Origin of the sequence: Allobosea sp., assembly GCF_035999205.1 — a bacterium.
Lineage (GTDB): Bacteria > Pseudomonadota > Alphaproteobacteria > Rhizobiales > Beijerinckiaceae > Allobosea.
In genome coordinates, this window is sequence record NZ_DASYHA010000012.1 from 195,297 (window position 1) to 211,143 (window position 15,847).

Genomic DNA, 15,847 nt, shown 5'->3' on the forward strand with positions numbered 1-15,847 from the left:
TGGAATGGCAGAGGTGTCTGATACGCCCCCGCCTGTTCAGGCCAGCAAGCGCGACGAGTTGCGCGCCTTCCTCATCCTGGCAGTCTTCATCTGGCCCGTCATCGCCGTAGGAATTGTCGGCGGCTACGGCTTTCTCATTTGGATGTCCCAGATCGTCTTCGGGCCTCCGGGCCCGCCGCGTTGAGGGCCGCTCATGTCAGCCCGCGAGCATGGCATCGATCGCCGCGATTTTCTGACGGGGCGTGTCGCGTCCGGTGAGGGAGCCGGGCAGCCCGGCCCCGCACGTCTTCTCCATATCGCCAGCGCCGTCGTGACGGCTCGTGCCGAGGATTGCCCGGAGATCGCCCGCCGCATTGCGGAACTGCCGGGCACGGAGATCCACGGCATCGAGGGCACGAAGATCATCGTGGTGATGGAAAGCGAGAACAGTGGAGAGATCGGCACCCGCCTGACGCAGATGGCGCTGATGGACCGCGTCTTCTCAGCCAATCTCGTCTTTGAGCAGATCGAAACCCTGAACGAGCATGGAGGCGACCGATGACGGTCTCTCGTCGCGACATCCTCAAGGCTCAGGCGGCCGGCATAGCGGCGCTAACCGCCAATGTGAGCGGCGTGGCCGAGGCGCAGCCGGTGGCCGGCGGCGTCGATGCGCTGCAGATCAAATGGTCGAAGGCGCCGTGCCGCTTTTGCGGCACGGGCTGCGGCGTCATGGTCGGCGTCAAGGAAGGGCGCGTGATCGCGACCCATGGCGACATGAAGGCCGAGGTCAACCGCGGCCTCAACTGCGTCAAGGGCTATTTCCTCTCCAAGATCATGTATGGCGGCGACCGGCTCACCCAGCCGCTGCTGCGCAAGAAGAACGGCGTCTATGCCAAGGATGGCGAGTTCACGCCGGTCTCCTGGGAAGAGGCCTTCGACACCATGGCCGCCAAGGCCAAGGAGACGCTGAAGGCCAAGGGGCCGACCGCTCTCGGCATGTTCGGCTCGGGGCAGTGGACGATCTTCGAGGGCTATGCCGCGACCAAGCTGATGCGGGCGGGCTTCCGCTCCAACAACCTCGACCCGAATGCCCGCCACTGCATGGCCTCGGCTGCCTTCGCCTTCATGCGCACCTTCGGCATGGACGAGCCGATGGGCTGCTATGACGATTTCGAGCATGCCGACGCCTTCGTGCTCTGGGGCTCGAACATGGCGGAGATGCATCCGATCCTGTGGACGCGTCTGACCGACCGCCGGCTCGGCCATCCCCATGTGAAGGTTGCGGTGCTCTCGACCTTCACCCATCGCAGCTCGGACCTCGCCGACATCCCGATCGTGTTCAAGCCGGGTACGGACCTGGCGATCCTGAACTACATCGCCAACCACATCATCTCGACCGGGCAGGTGAACAAGGCGTTCGTCGAGAAGCATGCCACCTTCGTCAAGGGCGCGACCGATATCGGCTACGGCTTGCGTGCAGACGATCCGCGCGAGATCAAGGCGCGCAAGGCTGCCGACGTGACGGCGACGACGCCGATCGACTTCGCCGCCTATGCCGACTCGGTCAAGGATTACACGCTGGAGAAGGTCTCGGCCCTGACCGGGGTCGAGCCGGGCTTCCTGCAGCAGCTCGCCGAACTCTATGCCGATCCGAAGCGCAAGGTTATGTCGCTCTGGACGATGGGCTTTAACCAGCATGTGCGCGGCGTCTGGGCCAACCAGATGGTCTACAACCTGCACTTGCTGACGGGGAAAATCTCGGAGCCCGGCAATAGCCCGTTCTCGCTGACCGGGCAGCCCTCGGCCTGCGGCACGGCACGCGAGGTCGGGACCTTCGCCCATCGCCTGCCGGCCGACATGACGGTGGTGAACCCCGAGCATCGCAAGCATGCCGAGGAAATCTGGCGGATTCCGCACGGGATCATTCCGGAGAAGCCGGGCTACCACGCCGTCGAGCAGGACCGCATGCTCAAGGACGGCAAGCTGAATTTCTACTGGATCCAGGTCAACAACAACCTCCAGGCGGCGCCGAACAGCAGCAACGAAACCTATCCGGGCTATCGCAACCCGGAGAACTTCATCGTCGTCTCGGACGCCTATCCGACGGTGACGGCGATGGCGGCCGACCTGATCCTGCCCGCCGCGATGTGGGTCGAGAAGGAGGGCGCCTATGGCAATGCCGAGCGGCGCACCCATGTCTGGCACCAGCTGGTCAACGCGCCGGGCCAGGCGCGCTCCGACCTCTGGCAGCTGATGGAGTTCTCGAAGCGCTTCACGACCGACGAGGTCTGGCCCGCCGAGATCCTCGACGCCAATCCGAACTATCGCGGCAAGACGCTGTTCGACGTGCTCTTCAAGAACGGGCAGGTCGACAAGTTTCCGCTCTCGGAGCTCGACCCGGGCTACGAGAACCAGGAAGCCAAGCAATTCGGCTTCTACGTCCATAAGGGGCTGTTCGAGGAGTACGCGGCGTTCGGGCGCGGCCACGGCCATGATCTCGGCCCCTACGACCTCTACCATGAGGTGCGCGGACTGCGCTGGCCGGTTGTCGACGGCAAGGAGACGCTCTGGCGCTATCGCGAGGGCCTCGATCCTTACGTCAAGCCCGGCAAGGGGGTCGAGTTCTACGGCAACAAGGACGGCAAGGCCCGCATCATCGCGGTGCCCTACGAGCCGCCCGCCGAGGTCCCCGATGCCGATTTCGACCTCTGGCTGGTCACCGGCCGCGTGCTGGAGCACTGGCATTCCGGCTCGATGACCATGCGCGTGCCCGAACTCTACAAGGCCTTCCCGGGGGCGCGCTGCTTCATGCACCCCGACGACGCCCGCAAGCGCGGCCTCAATCAGGGCGCCGAGATCCGCGTGATCTCGCGCCGCGGCGAGATGCGCACCCGCGTCGAGACTCGCGGGCGCAACCGCATGCCGCCGGGCGTGGTCTTCGTACCCTGGTTCGACGCCAGCGAGCTGATCAACAAGGCAACGCTCGACGCCACCGATCCCATCTCCAAGCAGACGGATTTCAAGAAATGCGCGGTCAAGATCCTCGCGGTCTGAGCCTGATGCGCAGCCTGATGCGCAGCTTGACAGGTTCCTGGACCGTTCTCGCGGCCGCTGCGGCGGCCTGCCTCGTCCTCGCCTTCGGCGCAGCCTTCTCGCAGGAGGGCGGTGTTGTGAGGATCGTGCCGCGGGTGACGGGCAACGCCCAGCCCATGGCACTGGAGCATATCCCGCCGCTGGGACGCCCCGTCGTCGACGACGTCAAGCGCATGCGGAACTATCCTGAGCAGCCGCCGATCATCCCGCATTCGATCGACGGCTATCAGCTCACGCTCAACACGAACCGCTGCATGGACTGCCACAAGCGCGAGTTCACGGAAGGCTCGGGTGCGCCGATGATCAGCGTCACCCATTTCCAGGATCGCGACGGGCAGGTGCTCTCCGACGTGACGCCGCGGCGCTATTTCTGCACGGCCTGCCATGTCCAGCAGACCGACGTTCAGCCGCTCGTCCGGAACACCTTCCAGGACGCCAAAGATGTCGGGCGCAAGCCTTAAGCGGGGCGGATCATGGCCAGGCTCAAATCCCTCGTCCGCTGGTGCTGGGGCGTCGTCGTCCGCTTCTGGCATATCATTAGCCGGCCAAGCGCCTATCTCAGCCTCGGCTTCCTGACGATCGGCGGCTTCATCTGCGGCGTGATCTTCTGGGGCGGGTTCAACACCGCGCTCGAGGTCACCAACACCGAGAAGTTCTGCACCTCCTGTCACGAGATGCGTGACAACGTCTATCAGGAGCTGACGCAGACGGTGCACTTCTCCAACCGTTCGGGCGTCCGCGCGAGCTGCCCGGATTGCCATGTGCCGCATAACTGGACCGACAAGATCGCCCGCAAGATGCAGGCTTCGAAGGAGGTCTGGGGCAAGATCTTCGGCACCATCTCGACGCGCGAGAAGTTCCTCAATCATCGGCTCGAGCTCGCCAAGCACGAATGGGCGCGGCTGAAGGCCAACGACTCGCTAGAATGCCGAAACTGCCATTCCTCGGTGGCGATGGATTTCACCAAGCAGACGCGGCGCGCGGCGGAGATCCATGGCCGCTTCCTGATCTCCGGCGAGAAGACCTGCATCGACTGCCACAAGGGCATCGCGCATCTGCTGCCGGACATGACGGGCATCGAGCCGGGCTGGAAGGATGCGCCCGAGCTCCAGGGCAAGGGCAGCACCACCTGGCATGGGCCGGAACGCGACGTACGCTCCTATCTGGCCGAGATCGAAAAGCGCTGAGCGGATTGCGCGGCGTCCACGCCACGCGGGGTCCGAAGCTGCTGTTTGATTCCGGGCGCTGCCTGTCGCGGGGCCCCAGCACAGTCCTTGCCGCCCGACAAGGGCCGCGGTGAAAAGGCGTGCATGCAGCCAGACGGATGGCCAATGGGCCGCCCGATCACGCAGATAATCGAAAAAATATGGCCGCTGCGCTGACACGCGGCCGAGGTGGGGAACATAGCGAATGGCTCGACGCGTCCTGATCGCGGAATTCATGCATGAGACGAACACGTTCAGTGTTCAGCTCACCGACGAGGCCACTTTCAGGGCCCATGGCGTCTTCCTCGGAAACGAGATTCCCGATGCCTTCCGCGGCACCCGCACCTCGATGGGCGCGGCCTTCGAGGCCGCCGACAGGTTCGGCTGGAGCCTGACGCATCCGCTGGTCACGGGCGCCAATCCTTCGGGACGCGTGACAGACGCCGCCTTCGACGTCTTCGCCGGGCATATCGTCGGGGCCGCCGCCGGTGTCGACGGTGTGTTGCTGCACCTGCATGGCGCCATGTCGACGGAAAGCTCGGACGACGGCGAGGGCGAGCTGCTGGCACGGCTGCGCAAGAAGATCGGGCCGGACGTGCCGGTCGTCGCGATCCTCGACCTGCATGCCACGGTGACGCAGCTCATGGCCGACAACGCCAACGCGCTGATCTCCTACCGGACCTATCCGCATATCGACCAGTATGAGCGCACGTGGCAGGGGGCGGAGCTGCTCGAGCGCGCGATGAAGGGGGAAATCCGGCCCAAGGTCGCGCTCGCCCGGCGCCCAATTCTCTATGCACTGGACGGAGGGCGCACGACGTCGCCACCCTTCAAGGAACTGCTGCGCCGGGGCGATGCGCTGGAGGCGTCCGGCGATGCGCTGGTCGTAAGCGTCCAGGCCGGTTTCTCCTCCGCCGACGTCCACGATATCGGCCCGTCGATCGCGGTCACGGCCGATGATCGTGGCAAGGCTCAAGGCCTCGCCGAGGAGCTGATGGACTATGCCTGGGAGCAGCGCCATTTCTCCTCGATCCATTTCACGCCGCTGGCGGAGGCGGTTGCGCGCGCCAAAGCCGGGGAGGCCGATGCGGGCAAGCCCGGCTACAAGCCGCTGGTGATCTCGGACTATTCCGACAATCCGGGTTCCGGCGCCTATGGCGACGCCACCAACCTGCTGCGCGCCGTGCTGGCGGCGAAACTGAAGAATGTCGGCTTCCACGCGATCTGCGACCCCGAGGCGGCGCTCGCGGCGCAGGCGGCCGGCGTCGGCAACCGAGCCCGGATCAGGCTTGGCGGCAAGGTCGATCCGAGCATGGGTGGCGGACCGCTCGAACTCGACGCCCATGTCGTCGCGATCACGGACGGGCATTTCATCTGCTACGGCCCGATGGCCGGCGGCGTCTGGCGCAATTACGGGCTCTCGGCCCTGCTGCGGGTCGATGATGTCGAGATCGTCGTCATCACCCATAACGGCCAGGCGACCGACCTCGCCCAGTTCACCTCGCTGGGCGTCGATCCGACGCGGAAGTCGACGCTGATCGTCAAGTCGATGCAGCATTTCCGCGCCGCCTTCGAGCCGATCGCCCGTGAGGTGCTGGAGGTCGACACTGGCGCGCTCTCGACCCGCAACTTCAAGGAACGGCCCTACAAGAAGGTCCGCCGGCCGATCTTTCCGCTCGACGATATCTGACACCGGCCTGCGAGAGCCGGCGACAACTGACAAACAGGAGGCAACCATGGCTGTGCATGCCGATATCGTGCTGCGCAACGGACCGATCTGGTGCGGGCGCGAGGATGGCGTCGTCGACGCCCTGGCGATCTGGCAGGGCAGGGTGCTGGCGACCGGCAAGGACGACGAGATCGCGCCGCTCGTAGGGCCGAAGACCCGCGTGATCGACCTGAAGGGCCGCCTCGCGACGCCGGGCCTGAACGATTCCCATCTTCATCTCGTCTCGCTCGGCATGACGATGGGCTGGGTCGATTCCAAACCCGATGCCGCGCCGACGCTGGAGGCGCTGCTCGCTGCGATCTCGGCCCGCGCCGCGACGCTGAAGCCCGGCGAGTGGATCCTCTCGCGCGGCTACGACCAGACCAAACTCGATACCGGCCGCCATCCCTATCGCGAGGAACTCGACCGCGCGGCACCGAACAATCCCGTGATGCTGGTGCGCACCTGCGGCCATGTCGCGATCTGCAATTCGGAGGCGCTGCGTCTAGGCGGGATCGACGAGAGCTCGCCGACCCCGCAAGGCGGGCTGATCGAGCAGCAGAACGGCCGCTTGACCGGCCTGCTCGCCGAGAATGCCCGCGCTCCCGTCCAGGCCGCGATCCCGGCGCCGACCGAGGAGGACCTGATCGCCGGCATCGAGCGCGGCGGGCGCTATCTGCTCTCGCTTGGCATCACCAGTTGCATGGACGCGGCCGTCGGCCAGAAGGGCGGCTTTCGCGAGATCGGCGCCTACCACCGCGCCAAGCGCGACAGCCGCCTGCCGGTCCGCACATGGCTGACGCTGCTCGGCGATGACGGCCGCTCGATCGTGCCGGAATGCCACGCCGCCGGGCTGATCTCCGGCACCGGCGACGACATGCTCATGATCGGCGCGGTCAAGCTCTTCCTTGACGGCTCGGCCGGCGGGCGCACCGCCTGGATGACCGAGCCTTATCTCGGCGAGGACAAGACCACCGGCGTCTGGATGTGGGACGATGCCGAGCTGGAGCGCATGGTCCTCGACGCCCATGTGAAGGGCTACCAGCTTGCCTGCCACGCTATCGGCGATGCCGCGATCGAGCAGCTGATCACCGCCTATGAGAAGGCGCTCGCCGCTCATCCCGATCCGGACCGGCGCCACCGCATCGAGCATTGCGGCTTTTCGACACCGGCGCAGCATAAGCGCATGGTGAAGGCCGGCATCTATCCCTGCCCCCAGCAGGTCTTCATCCATGATTTCGGTGATGCCTACGTCAAGGTGCTCGGGCCGGAGCGCGCCCTGCCGAGCTATCCCTTCCGCACCTGGTTCGACCTCGGCCTGAAGCCGGCGACGGGCAGCGATGCGCCGGTCTGCGACCCGAACCCCTTCCCGAACTTCCACACCATGCTGACCCGCAAGACCTGGAAGGGCACGGTGATGGACGAAAGCCAGCGCGTCTCGATCGAGGAGGCGTTGCAGGCTTATACCGAGTTCGGCGCCTTCTCGCAGAAGCAGGAGACCGTAAAGGGCCGCCTCGCGCCGGGCTTCCTGGCCGATGTGGCGGTGTTCTCGCGCAATCTCCTCACCGCCGATCCCGCCGACATTCTCAAGGACACGCGCTGCGATCTCACGATCCTGGGCGGCGACGTCGTCTTCGAGCGGGGAGCGGCTTGAGGCAGCCGGGCAGGGGCCCGATGGCAGCCGGGGATCTGCCAAATAATTGAGCATGAGGGGAAGACATGAACGGCAAAGCCGTTATGGTTCCCCATAGAAGCAAACAACTCCGGATCAGCCGGAGTGGATGGCCAAACGGGAGGAGTAGATCGTGTTGTTGAAGAAATTTGCCTTTGCCACGGCGCTGACGCTGGCGGCTTTCACGGTGCAGGCCCAGGCACAGGAGCCTCGTCGCGGCGGGACGATTCGGTTCACGGCGCCCTACGGCGCGTCCTTCGTCAGCAATGACAGCCACGTCTCGAACCAGATCCAGGACGAGATCTACGGCTACGCGCTGCACAGCATGCTCTACAAATGGGATGCGAAGAACGGCAAGCCGGCGCTGGATCTCGCCAAGAGCGTCTCCGTCTCACCGGATGGCAAGGTCTACACCTTCAAGCTGCGCGACGACGCCTTCTTCCACAACGGTCGCCAGATGACCGCCGACGACATCATCTGGACCTATACCCGCCTGATGGATGGCGCGAAGAACTATCCCGGCGCGCGCTACATCGCCCGCATCCAGGGCGGGACCGAGGTCCAGAAGGGCCAGGCCAAGGAGATCTCCGGCCTCAAGAAGATCGACGACTTCACCCTTGAGATGACGCTGACGGCCAAGGCCGATCCCGGCTACTTCCTGTTCCAGGCGACGACCGCGATCCTGCCTGCCAAGGAGGCCCAGGCGCCCGACTTCTTCAACAAGCCGATCGGTCTCGGCCCCTTCAAGTTCGTCGAGCATATTCCCGGCTCGCGCATGAGCTTCGAGCGCTGGGAGAAGTACTACCAGGCCGGCAAGCCCTATGCCGACAAGCTGGTGATCTCGCCGATGGGCGAGGCGGCTGCGCGTGACGTCGCCTTCCGCAACAAGGAGATCGACGTCTCGATCCTGGGCGCGACCCAGTACGTCGCCTACAAGGCCGATGCGAACCTCTCGAAGGGCATCCTGGAAGTCGCCGAGGTCTTCACCCGCAACATGGGCATGAATCCGACATTCAAGCCCTTCTCCGACAAGCGGGTTCGCCAGGCGATCAACCATGCCATCGACAGCGAGCTGATCATCAAGCGCCTGGTTCGCGACAAGGCCTTCCGCGCGTCGAGCTGGCTGCCGCTCTCCTCGCCGGCCTTCGACAAGGATGCCAAGCCCTACGCCTTCGATCCGGACAAGGCCAAGAAGCTGCTCACCGAGGCAGGCTATCCGGATGGCTTCGAGTTCGAATGGACCGCGACGCCGAACGAGAGCTGGGGCATCCCGATCGTCGAGGCAACGATCCCGATGCTCGCCAAGGTCGGCATCAAGGTGAAGGTCAAGCCGGTCGAGACCTCCGCGCTCGGCGGCGTCGTCGTGGGCGGTGACTTCCAGGCCTATATCTGGTCGAACACCTCGGGCCCGGACACGCTGACGGCGCTGAAGTGCTTCCACTCCGCGACGCCGCGCTCGTCCTGCAACTACACCACCTTCAAGAACGACGCCTTCGACAAGCTGATCGACGACGCCACGGCCGAGACCGATCCGGCCAAGCAGCTCGACCTGCTGAAGAAGGCCAATGCCCTGTTGCAGGAAGAGGCTCCGGTCTGGTTCTTCAACTACAACAAGGCTGTGATGGCCTATCAGCCCTGGTTGCATGGCCTCCAGCCGAACTCGACCGAGCTCGCGCTGCAGCGCTACGAGGACCTCTGGGTCGACGCCTCCTCGCCGGCGGCGAAGTAAGCTCGCGCTGCGCTCCCGCCATCCGGCCTGTGGGCCGGATGGCGGGAGCCTTTCCGCATTCGGTCGTCACCGACGACACGTGCAGCGGCGCTCAGGAGCCCTCGCCATGTTGCCTTATGTCTTTCGCCGCCTGCTGCAGGCGATCCCGATCCTGCTGGCGGTCGCGGCCCTGATCTTCGTTCTGTTCAGCGTCATCCCGGGCAATTTCGCCAGCACGCAGATGGCTGACGGGCGCAGTGTCGTGGACGCCGCCACCATCGCGCGGATGAACGAGCAGTTCGGCCTCAACGATCCGCTCCATCTCCGCTTCGCCAAATATATCGGCGACCTCGTCACCTTCGATCTCGGCAACTCCTTCCGGACCCGACAGCCGGTGGTCTGGGCACTCGCCGAACGGCTGTGGCCGAGCCTGCAGCTGGCATTCGCGGCGATGTTCTTCGCCATCGTCATCGGCGTGCCGCTCGGCTTCCTCGCAGCGCTCAAGCCGGGAAGCTGGATCGACATGCTGTCGATGATCTTCGCGGTCTCCGGCCTGTCGCTGCCGATGTTCTGGCTCGGCCTGCTGCTGATGTACGCCTTCGCACTGACGCTGGGCTGGTTCCCGAGCTTCGGCTATGGCGACGGCGACCTGCGCTACATCGTCCTGCCGGCGATCGCGCTCGGCGTCTCGCCGCTGGCGCTGCTGGCGCGCACCTCGCGCGCCGCGGTGCTCGAGGTGATGAACGCCGACTTCATTCGAACCGCCCGCGCCAAGGGGGCGAGCGAGATCAGGGTCATGCGCTGGCACGTGCTGCGCAACGCGCTCGTCATCGTGCTGACGACGCTCGGCCTGCAGTTCGGCTCGGTCATCGGCCAGGCCGTCGTGGTCGAGAAGCTCTTCGCGTGGCCTGGTCTCGGCTCCCTGCTGGTGGACAGCGTGACGCTGCGCGACATTCCGGTGGTGCAGGGCTGCATCCTGACGATCGTGCTCTTCTTTCTCGTCGTGAACATCGCCGTCGACGTGCTCTGCGCCGTCGTCGATCCGCGCATCAAGTACAGCTAGGCTTGCCGATGAAGTTCCGTGCCAATCTCTGGATCGGCGGCGCCTGCTTCGCGCTCGTCGTGGCAGGCGGCGTCTTCGCCCCCTGGTTCGCCCATACCGACCCGGTCATGGACGCTAACCTGATGAACGCCGAGGTTCCGCCCGGTTCCGAATTCTGGTTCGGCACCGACGCGCAGGGCCGCGACATCTACAGCCGCGTGCTCTACGGCGCCCGGATCTCGCTCACCGTCGGCATCGTCTCGCAACTGATCAACACGATCATCGGTGTCTCCCTCGGCCTCTCGGCGGGCTATTTCGGCGGCTGGTGGGACGATTTCGTCAACGGCCTGACCAACATGATGCTGGCGATCCCGTCTTTGATCTTCGCGCTGGCGATCATGGCGATCCTGAGCCCCGGCCTGACCAGCCTGCTGATCGCGCTCGGCCTGACCAACTGGTCCTTCACCTGCCGGTTGACGCGCGCCGCGACGCTTTCGGTCAAGGCGATGGGCTATGTCGAGGCCGCCCGCTCACTGGGCTACGGCACCTTCCGCATCATGGCGACGCAGATCCTGCCGAACATTGCCGGCCCGATCATCGTCATCGGCACGCTCGGCATGGGCGGTGCCGTGCTGGCGGAAGCCTCGCTCTCCTTCCTCGGCCTCGGCATCCGCCCGCCCTTCCCGAGCTGGGGTTCGATGCTGTCGGATGCGCGCGACCAGATCTCGACCGCGCCCTGGATCTCGATCTTCCCGGGGCTGGCGATCTTCCTGACCGTGCTTGGCCTCAACCTGCTCGGGGACGGACTGCGCGACATCCTTGACCCGCATTCGCGGACGCGTCAGGCCTGAGCCTCCACATCACCATCAGGATATCTGCAGATATGCCGACCCAGCCAGCCGCACCGGCCTGGACCGTGCCCGCCGACGACCACGCCCCGCTCGAGAGCGTACGCTTCCATGGCCTGAAGGCCGGGCCGAAGCTGCTCGTCCTCGGCGCCGTCCACGGCAACGAGACCTGCGGCCCGAACGCGATCGCCCGCATCATCGAGGATTGCCGCAGCGGGCGCCTGCTGATCCGGCGCGGCGAGGTCACCTTCGTTCCGGTAACGAACGCCAAGGCCTACCGCCAGAACACCCGCGAAGGCGACCGCAACCTCAACCGCGACATGTATGAGCGGCCGCAGCCGGTCGACAACGAGGACAGGATCGGCGCCCGGCTGACCGCCCTGCTTCGCGAGCACGACATGCTGCTCGACGTGCACTCCTTCCGCGGCGAGGGCGTGCCCTTCGTCTTCTTCGGGCCGGAGAACAACACCGGCGAGCTCGAGCCGTTCCGGCACGATGCCGCCGAATTGGCGCTGGCGGCCTGCCTCGGCGTCCCTGTCGCGATCCATGGCTGGCTGGACAACTACGTCAAGATCATCGCTGCGCGCGAACGGCTGAAATTGCCGCCGCTTGCCGTGACCGAAGGCTACGGCACGACCGAGTTCATGCGCTTCTCCGGCGGTTACGCCGTGACGCTCGAATGCGGTTCGCATGAGGACCCGGCTTCCATCGAGGTCGGCTATGCCGCGATCCGCAACACGTTGGCGCATCTCGGTCTGATCGATGCGCCGCCGCCACCCTCGGCCCTCGACACGATCATCCACATGACCGAGGTGGTGATCTGCGAGACCAAGGGCGACGTGGCCGAGGGCGGCTGGAAGACCGGCGACGCAGTGCCGAAGGGCGCGGTGCTGGCGCGGCGTGCCAACGGCGAGGCCGTGACCGCGCCGAGCGACGGCTTCATCATCTTCCCGAGTATGACCGCCAATCCCGGCGAGCCGCTCTATCATTTCGGCGTGACGAGCCACCGCAAGGGCTGAACATGCCTTCGTTTGCTCGGAGTCCCCGGCCCGGCGGCCGGGGCTCATGCATTCGCAGTCCCCAATCTCGGGCGGGACTGGGTTTCCCGGACGTCCCGCGTCAGTCGATGGCGATCATTACGTCGGACGCCTTGACGACCGCATAGGCCTGCTGGCCCACAGTGAGCTTCAGGTCGTCGACGGCGGCATTGGTGATGGCCGAAGTCACGATCGTGCCGCCGACATCGAGCCGGACATGGGCCGTGGTCGCCCCCTTGGTGATCTCGACGATGGTGCCCTTGAGCTGGTTGCGGGCGCTGATCTTCATGGGAATGCTCCTTCACAAATCGGGCGGGTGCCTGGCTGGTATCGACAGTCTCGCTGCGCTGTCCAGTTTCCCCCGAGAGGGCCCTCGACGTTTTGCGCGGCTCGCTATATCCATTCGTAGCGAACGATTGGCAATGTGACGAGGACGGGAACGATGATCATCCGACGCAATGTGCTGGGCCTAGCTGCCGCATTCCTCCTTGGCCTCTCGCCCGTCATCGGTGCCGCCCAGGCTCAGCCGAAGGAGCTCGTGATTTTCGCTGCCGCCAGCCTGAAGAACGCGCTGGACGAGACCGCCGCCGCCTGGGTCAAGGAGACCGGCAAGCCCGCCCCGAAGATCTCCTATGCGGCCAGCAACGTGCTGGCCAAGCAGCTCGAGCAGGGCGCGCCGGCCGATCTTTTCCTCTCGGCCGATCTCGACTGGATGGACTATGCGGCCGGCAAGGGCCTGATCAAGCCAGATACCCGCATCACATTGCTGGCGAACCGCATCGCCCTGATCGCTCCGTCGGATTCGACCGCGAAGCTGACGCTGGCGCCGGGCGCCGACCTTTCCGCCGCGCTCGGCCAGGGCAAGCTCGCGATGGGCAATGTCGACTCCGTCCCGGCCGGCAAGTACGGCAAGGCGGCGCTGGAGAAGCTCGGTGGCTGGGACAAGGTCAAGGACAAGGTCGCACAGGCCGACAATGTGCGTGCCGCGCTGCTCCTGGTTTCGCGTGGCGAGGCTCCGCTCGGCATCGTCTACACGACCGACGCCGCTGCCGATCCGAAGGTCAAGGTCATCGCGACCTTCCCGGAAGATTCGCATCCGCCGATCCTCTATCCGGTCGCCGTGACCAAGGATTCGACCAATTCGGACGCATTGGGCTTCCTGACCTATCTGCGCGGCGCCGGCCCCAGGGCAGCCTTCGAGAAGCAGGGCTTCACCGTCCTGAACAAGCCCGCGAACGCGACCTGATCGCGTTGTCGCGGGGGGGTGAGGAAACCGGCAGGCGGCGGGTCCGTTGAGCGACTGGCTTTCTCCGGAAGAGTGGACGGCGGTTCGTCTTAGCCTGATCGTCGCGACGACGGCCATGCTGGCAAGCCTGCCGCTCGGGCTTGCGGTCGCGTGGCTGCTGGCGCGCGGGCGGTTCTGGGGCAAGTCGATCCTCGACGCCATCGTCCATCTGCCGCTGATCATGCCGCCGGTCGTGACCGGTTACCTGCTGCTGATCTGGTTCGGCCGGCGAGGGCCCGTCGGCCAATTGCTCTACGACTGGTTTGGGATCGTGCTGTCGTTCCGCTGGACGGGCGCCGTGCTCGCCAGCGCGGTGATGGGTTTCCCGCTGATGGTCAGGGCGATCCGCCTCTCGATCGAAGCCGTCGACCGCAAGCTCGAGGATGCGGCCGGAACTCTCGGCGCCAACCGGGCCTGGGTCTTCCTCGTGGTGACGCTGCCGCTTTGCCTGCCCGGTATCCTCGTCGGCATGATCCTGTGCTTCGCCAAGGCAATGGGCGAGTTCGGCGCGACCATCACCTTCGTCTCCAACATTCCCGGCGAGACGCAGACCCTGCCGTCGGCCATCTACACCTTCACCCAGGTCCCCAATGGCGATGCCGGCGCGATGCGGCTGACGCTGATCTCGATCGCGATCTCGGTCGCCGCGCTGTTCGTCTCGGAATGGCTGGCGCGGCTGGTCGGGCGGCGGATTTCCGTCGAATGAGCCCCGTCCTCGAAGTTGCCGTCCAGCATCGGCTCGGCCAGTTCGCGCTCGATGCAGCCTTTTCGTCGGACGGCCGGCTGACGGCGCTGTTCGGTCGATCCGGCTCGGGAAAGACCTCGCTCGTCAACATCATCGGCGGGCTGATTGCGCCGACGCAGGGACGCGTTGTGGTCGATGGGCAGGTGCTTGTGGACACGCACGCCGGCGTGTTGGTGCCCAAGCACCGCCGCCGGATCGGCTACGTGTTCCAGGAGGCGCGGCTGTTCCCGCATCTGAGCGTGCGGCAGAACCTGCTCTTCGGGCACTGGTTCGCGCCGCGCGCCGCCAAGGCCAGCAGCGACCTTGCGGGTGTGCTCGAGTTGCTGGGCATTGGCCATCTGCTCGAACGGCGGCCCGGCGCACTCTCCGGCGGCGAGAAGCAGCGGGTCGCGATCGGCCGCGCGCTGCTCTCGAAGCCGCGGCTTCTGCTCATGGACGAGCCGCTGGCTTCGCTCGACGAGGCCCGCAAGGCGGAGATCCTGCCCTATATCGAGCGCCTGCGCGACGAGGCCGGCGTCCCGATCGTCTATGTCTCGCATTCGGTTGCCGAGGTCGCGCGGCTGGCGACGACGCTCGTTACCGTCGACCAGGGCCGGGTCACGGCCTGCGGCCCGATGGCCAGCGTGATGTCGCAGCTCGACATTGCAGGCATCTCCGGGGCCGCCGAGGCTGGCTCGATCTTCGAGGCGCGGGTGGCCGGCCATGACGACGCATACAGCCTCACCTCGCTGGAAACGGCGGCGGGCACGTTTCAGGTCGCGCGCAGCGGCCTTCCGGTCGGAGCGCGCACGCGCGTTCGCATCCTCGCCAGCGACGTTCTGATCAGCCTGGGCGCGCCAGTCGGCGTCAGCGCCTTGAACATTCTGCCCGGCACGATCGCCGAAATCGGCCAGCGCCACGCCGGCGGGGCTGTGGAACTGCTGATCGACTGCGGCGGGGAGAAGCTCCTCGCCCGGCTGACCGCCAAATCCGTCGACGGACTGTCGCTCGCCAAGGGCAGGGCCGTCCATGCCGTGATCAAGAGCGTGTCGATCGACACCCCTTGATGATGGTCGGTCGGGACAGTGCCGCCGCTCGGAAATGGTCTAGAGTGGATGCATGTGTAGAGGATGCGGACATGGCTGAACCCACGCGGCAGAGACCGGATGCGCTGCTCAGCGTCAGGGTCGATCTGGTGCCGACCGGACGGCTGGGGCCAGGCAAGATCGATCTGCTCGAAGCGATCGAGGAAACCGGCTCGATCTCCGCCGCCGGCCGCTCGATGAAGATGTCGTACCGCCGCGCCTGGCTGTTGATCGATGATCTCAATCGTATGTTCCGACGTCCCCTGGTCGAGGCGGCGCCGGGCGGCGCCAATGGCGGCGGAGCCCATCTCACAGCCATGGGGCGCGAAGTCGTCGCCCATTATCGTGCGATCGAAAGCAAGGCGCTGAAGGCCGCTTCCCTTCATATCGAGGCGCTGCAGGAGGCTGCGGCGGAGCTTCCAGCCACGCCGTGAGCGCGGCCGCCTCGCAGACGGCCATCC

The 15,847-nt window shown here is 65.8% G+C and carries 16 protein-coding genes; 15 read left to right on the forward strand and 1 reads right to left on the reverse strand.

Annotated features, from left to right (window positions below; genetic code table 11):
• The first annotated feature begins 4 nt into the window (after positions 1-4).
• The 11 genes from napE to VGN82_RS03715 all read left to right on the forward strand — a co-directional run bounded on the left by napE (position 5) and on the right by VGN82_RS03715 (position 12,274).
• Positions 5-184 carry a periplasmic nitrate reductase, NapE protein gene (gene napE / locus VGN82_RS03665; protein ID WP_327525631.1) on the forward strand — a complete coding sequence of 60 codons (180 nt, stop codon included), beginning with the start codon at positions 5-7 and terminating at the stop codon, positions 182-184.
• A 9-nt stretch (positions 185-193) separates the two neighbouring features.
• Positions 194-541 carry a chaperone NapD gene (locus VGN82_RS03670; protein ID WP_327525632.1) on the forward strand — a complete coding sequence of 116 codons (348 nt, stop codon included), beginning with the start codon at positions 194-196 and terminating at the stop codon, positions 539-541.
• Positions 538-3,033: a periplasmic nitrate reductase subunit alpha gene (napA, locus tag VGN82_RS03675; RefSeq protein ID WP_327525633.1), complete on the forward strand. Its 2,496-nt coding sequence runs from the start codon at positions 538-540 to the stop codon at positions 3,031-3,033. The genes VGN82_RS03670 and napA overlap by 4 nt, the downstream gene beginning before the upstream one ends.
• A 17-nt stretch (positions 3,034-3,050) precedes the next feature.
• Positions 3,051-3,533 (forward strand): nitrate reductase cytochrome c-type subunit, encoded by a 483-nt coding sequence (locus VGN82_RS03680; RefSeq protein ID WP_414644191.1) that lies wholly within the window; start codon positions 3,051-3,053, stop codon positions 3,531-3,533.
• 12 nt (positions 3,534-3,545) lie between these two features.
• A complete protein-coding gene (locus VGN82_RS03685) occupies positions 3,546-4,259 on the forward strand; it encodes a cytochrome c3 family protein (protein WP_327525635.1) in 714 nt (237 codons plus the stop codon).
• Positions 4,260-4,482: 223 nt separating this feature from the next.
• Positions 4,483-5,967 carry a M81 family metallopeptidase gene (locus VGN82_RS03690; RefSeq protein WP_327525636.1) on the forward strand — a complete coding sequence of 495 codons (1,485 nt, stop codon included), beginning with the start codon at positions 4,483-4,485 and terminating at the stop codon, positions 5,965-5,967.
• 46 nt (positions 5,968-6,013) lie between these two features.
• The gene (locus VGN82_RS03695; protein WP_327525637.1) at positions 6,014-7,639 is read left to right on the forward strand and encodes an amidohydrolase; all 1,626 of its coding nucleotides are present in this window, start codon (positions 6,014-6,016) and stop codon (positions 7,637-7,639) included.
• Positions 7,640-7,796: 157 nt separating this feature from the next.
• Positions 7,797-9,386, forward strand: coding sequence for an ABC transporter substrate-binding protein (locus VGN82_RS03700; protein WP_327525729.1), 1,590 nt, complete (start codon positions 7,797-7,799; stop codon positions 9,384-9,386).
• A gap of 106 nt (positions 9,387-9,492) precedes the next feature.
• Entirely contained in the window at positions 9,493-10,428 is a 936-nt protein-coding gene (locus VGN82_RS03705; protein WP_327525638.1) for an ABC transporter permease, read from the forward strand.
• 8 nt (positions 10,429-10,436) lie between these two features.
• On the forward strand, positions 10,437-11,258 hold the full coding sequence (locus tag VGN82_RS03710) for an ABC transporter permease (protein WP_327525639.1): 822 nt from the start codon (positions 10,437-10,439) through the stop codon (positions 11,256-11,258).
• Between the two features lie 32 nt (positions 11,259-11,290).
• Positions 11,291-12,274 carry a succinylglutamate desuccinylase/aspartoacylase family protein gene (locus VGN82_RS03715; RefSeq protein ID WP_327525640.1) on the forward strand — a complete coding sequence of 328 codons (984 nt, stop codon included), beginning with the start codon at positions 11,291-11,293 and terminating at the stop codon, positions 12,272-12,274.
• A 100-nt stretch (positions 12,275-12,374) separates the two neighbouring features.
• On the opposite strand, the gene VGN82_RS03720 is transcribed toward VGN82_RS03715, so the two are convergent.
• The gene (locus VGN82_RS03720) at positions 12,375-12,581 is read right to left on the reverse strand and encodes a TOBE domain-containing protein (protein WP_327525641.1); all 207 of its coding nucleotides are present in this window, start codon (positions 12,579-12,581) and stop codon (positions 12,375-12,377) included.
• A gap of 153 nt (positions 12,582-12,734) precedes the next feature.
• Here VGN82_RS03720 and modA point away from each other — a divergent pair, with 153 nt between their 5' ends.
• The 4 genes from modA to VGN82_RS03740 all read left to right on the forward strand — a co-directional run bounded on the left by modA (position 12,735) and on the right by VGN82_RS03740 (position 15,820).
• On the forward strand, positions 12,735-13,538 hold the full coding sequence (gene modA, locus VGN82_RS03725; protein ID WP_327525642.1) for a molybdate ABC transporter substrate-binding protein: 804 nt from the start codon (positions 12,735-12,737) through the stop codon (positions 13,536-13,538).
• A 46-nt stretch (positions 13,539-13,584) separates the two neighbouring features.
• Positions 13,585-14,283 (forward strand): molybdate ABC transporter permease subunit, encoded by a 699-nt coding sequence (modB, locus tag VGN82_RS03730; RefSeq protein WP_327525643.1) that lies wholly within the window; start codon positions 13,585-13,587, stop codon positions 14,281-14,283.
• Positions 14,280-15,368 carry a molybdenum ABC transporter ATP-binding protein gene (modC, locus tag VGN82_RS03735; protein ID WP_327525644.1) on the forward strand — a complete coding sequence of 363 codons (1,089 nt, stop codon included), beginning with the start codon at positions 14,280-14,282 and terminating at the stop codon, positions 15,366-15,368. The genes modB and modC overlap by 4 nt, the downstream gene beginning before the upstream one ends.
• A gap of 71 nt (positions 15,369-15,439) precedes the next feature.
• A complete protein-coding gene (locus VGN82_RS03740) occupies positions 15,440-15,820 on the forward strand; it encodes a winged helix-turn-helix domain-containing protein (protein ID WP_327525645.1) in 381 nt (126 codons plus the stop codon).
• Positions 15,821-15,847 lie beyond the last annotated feature (27 nt).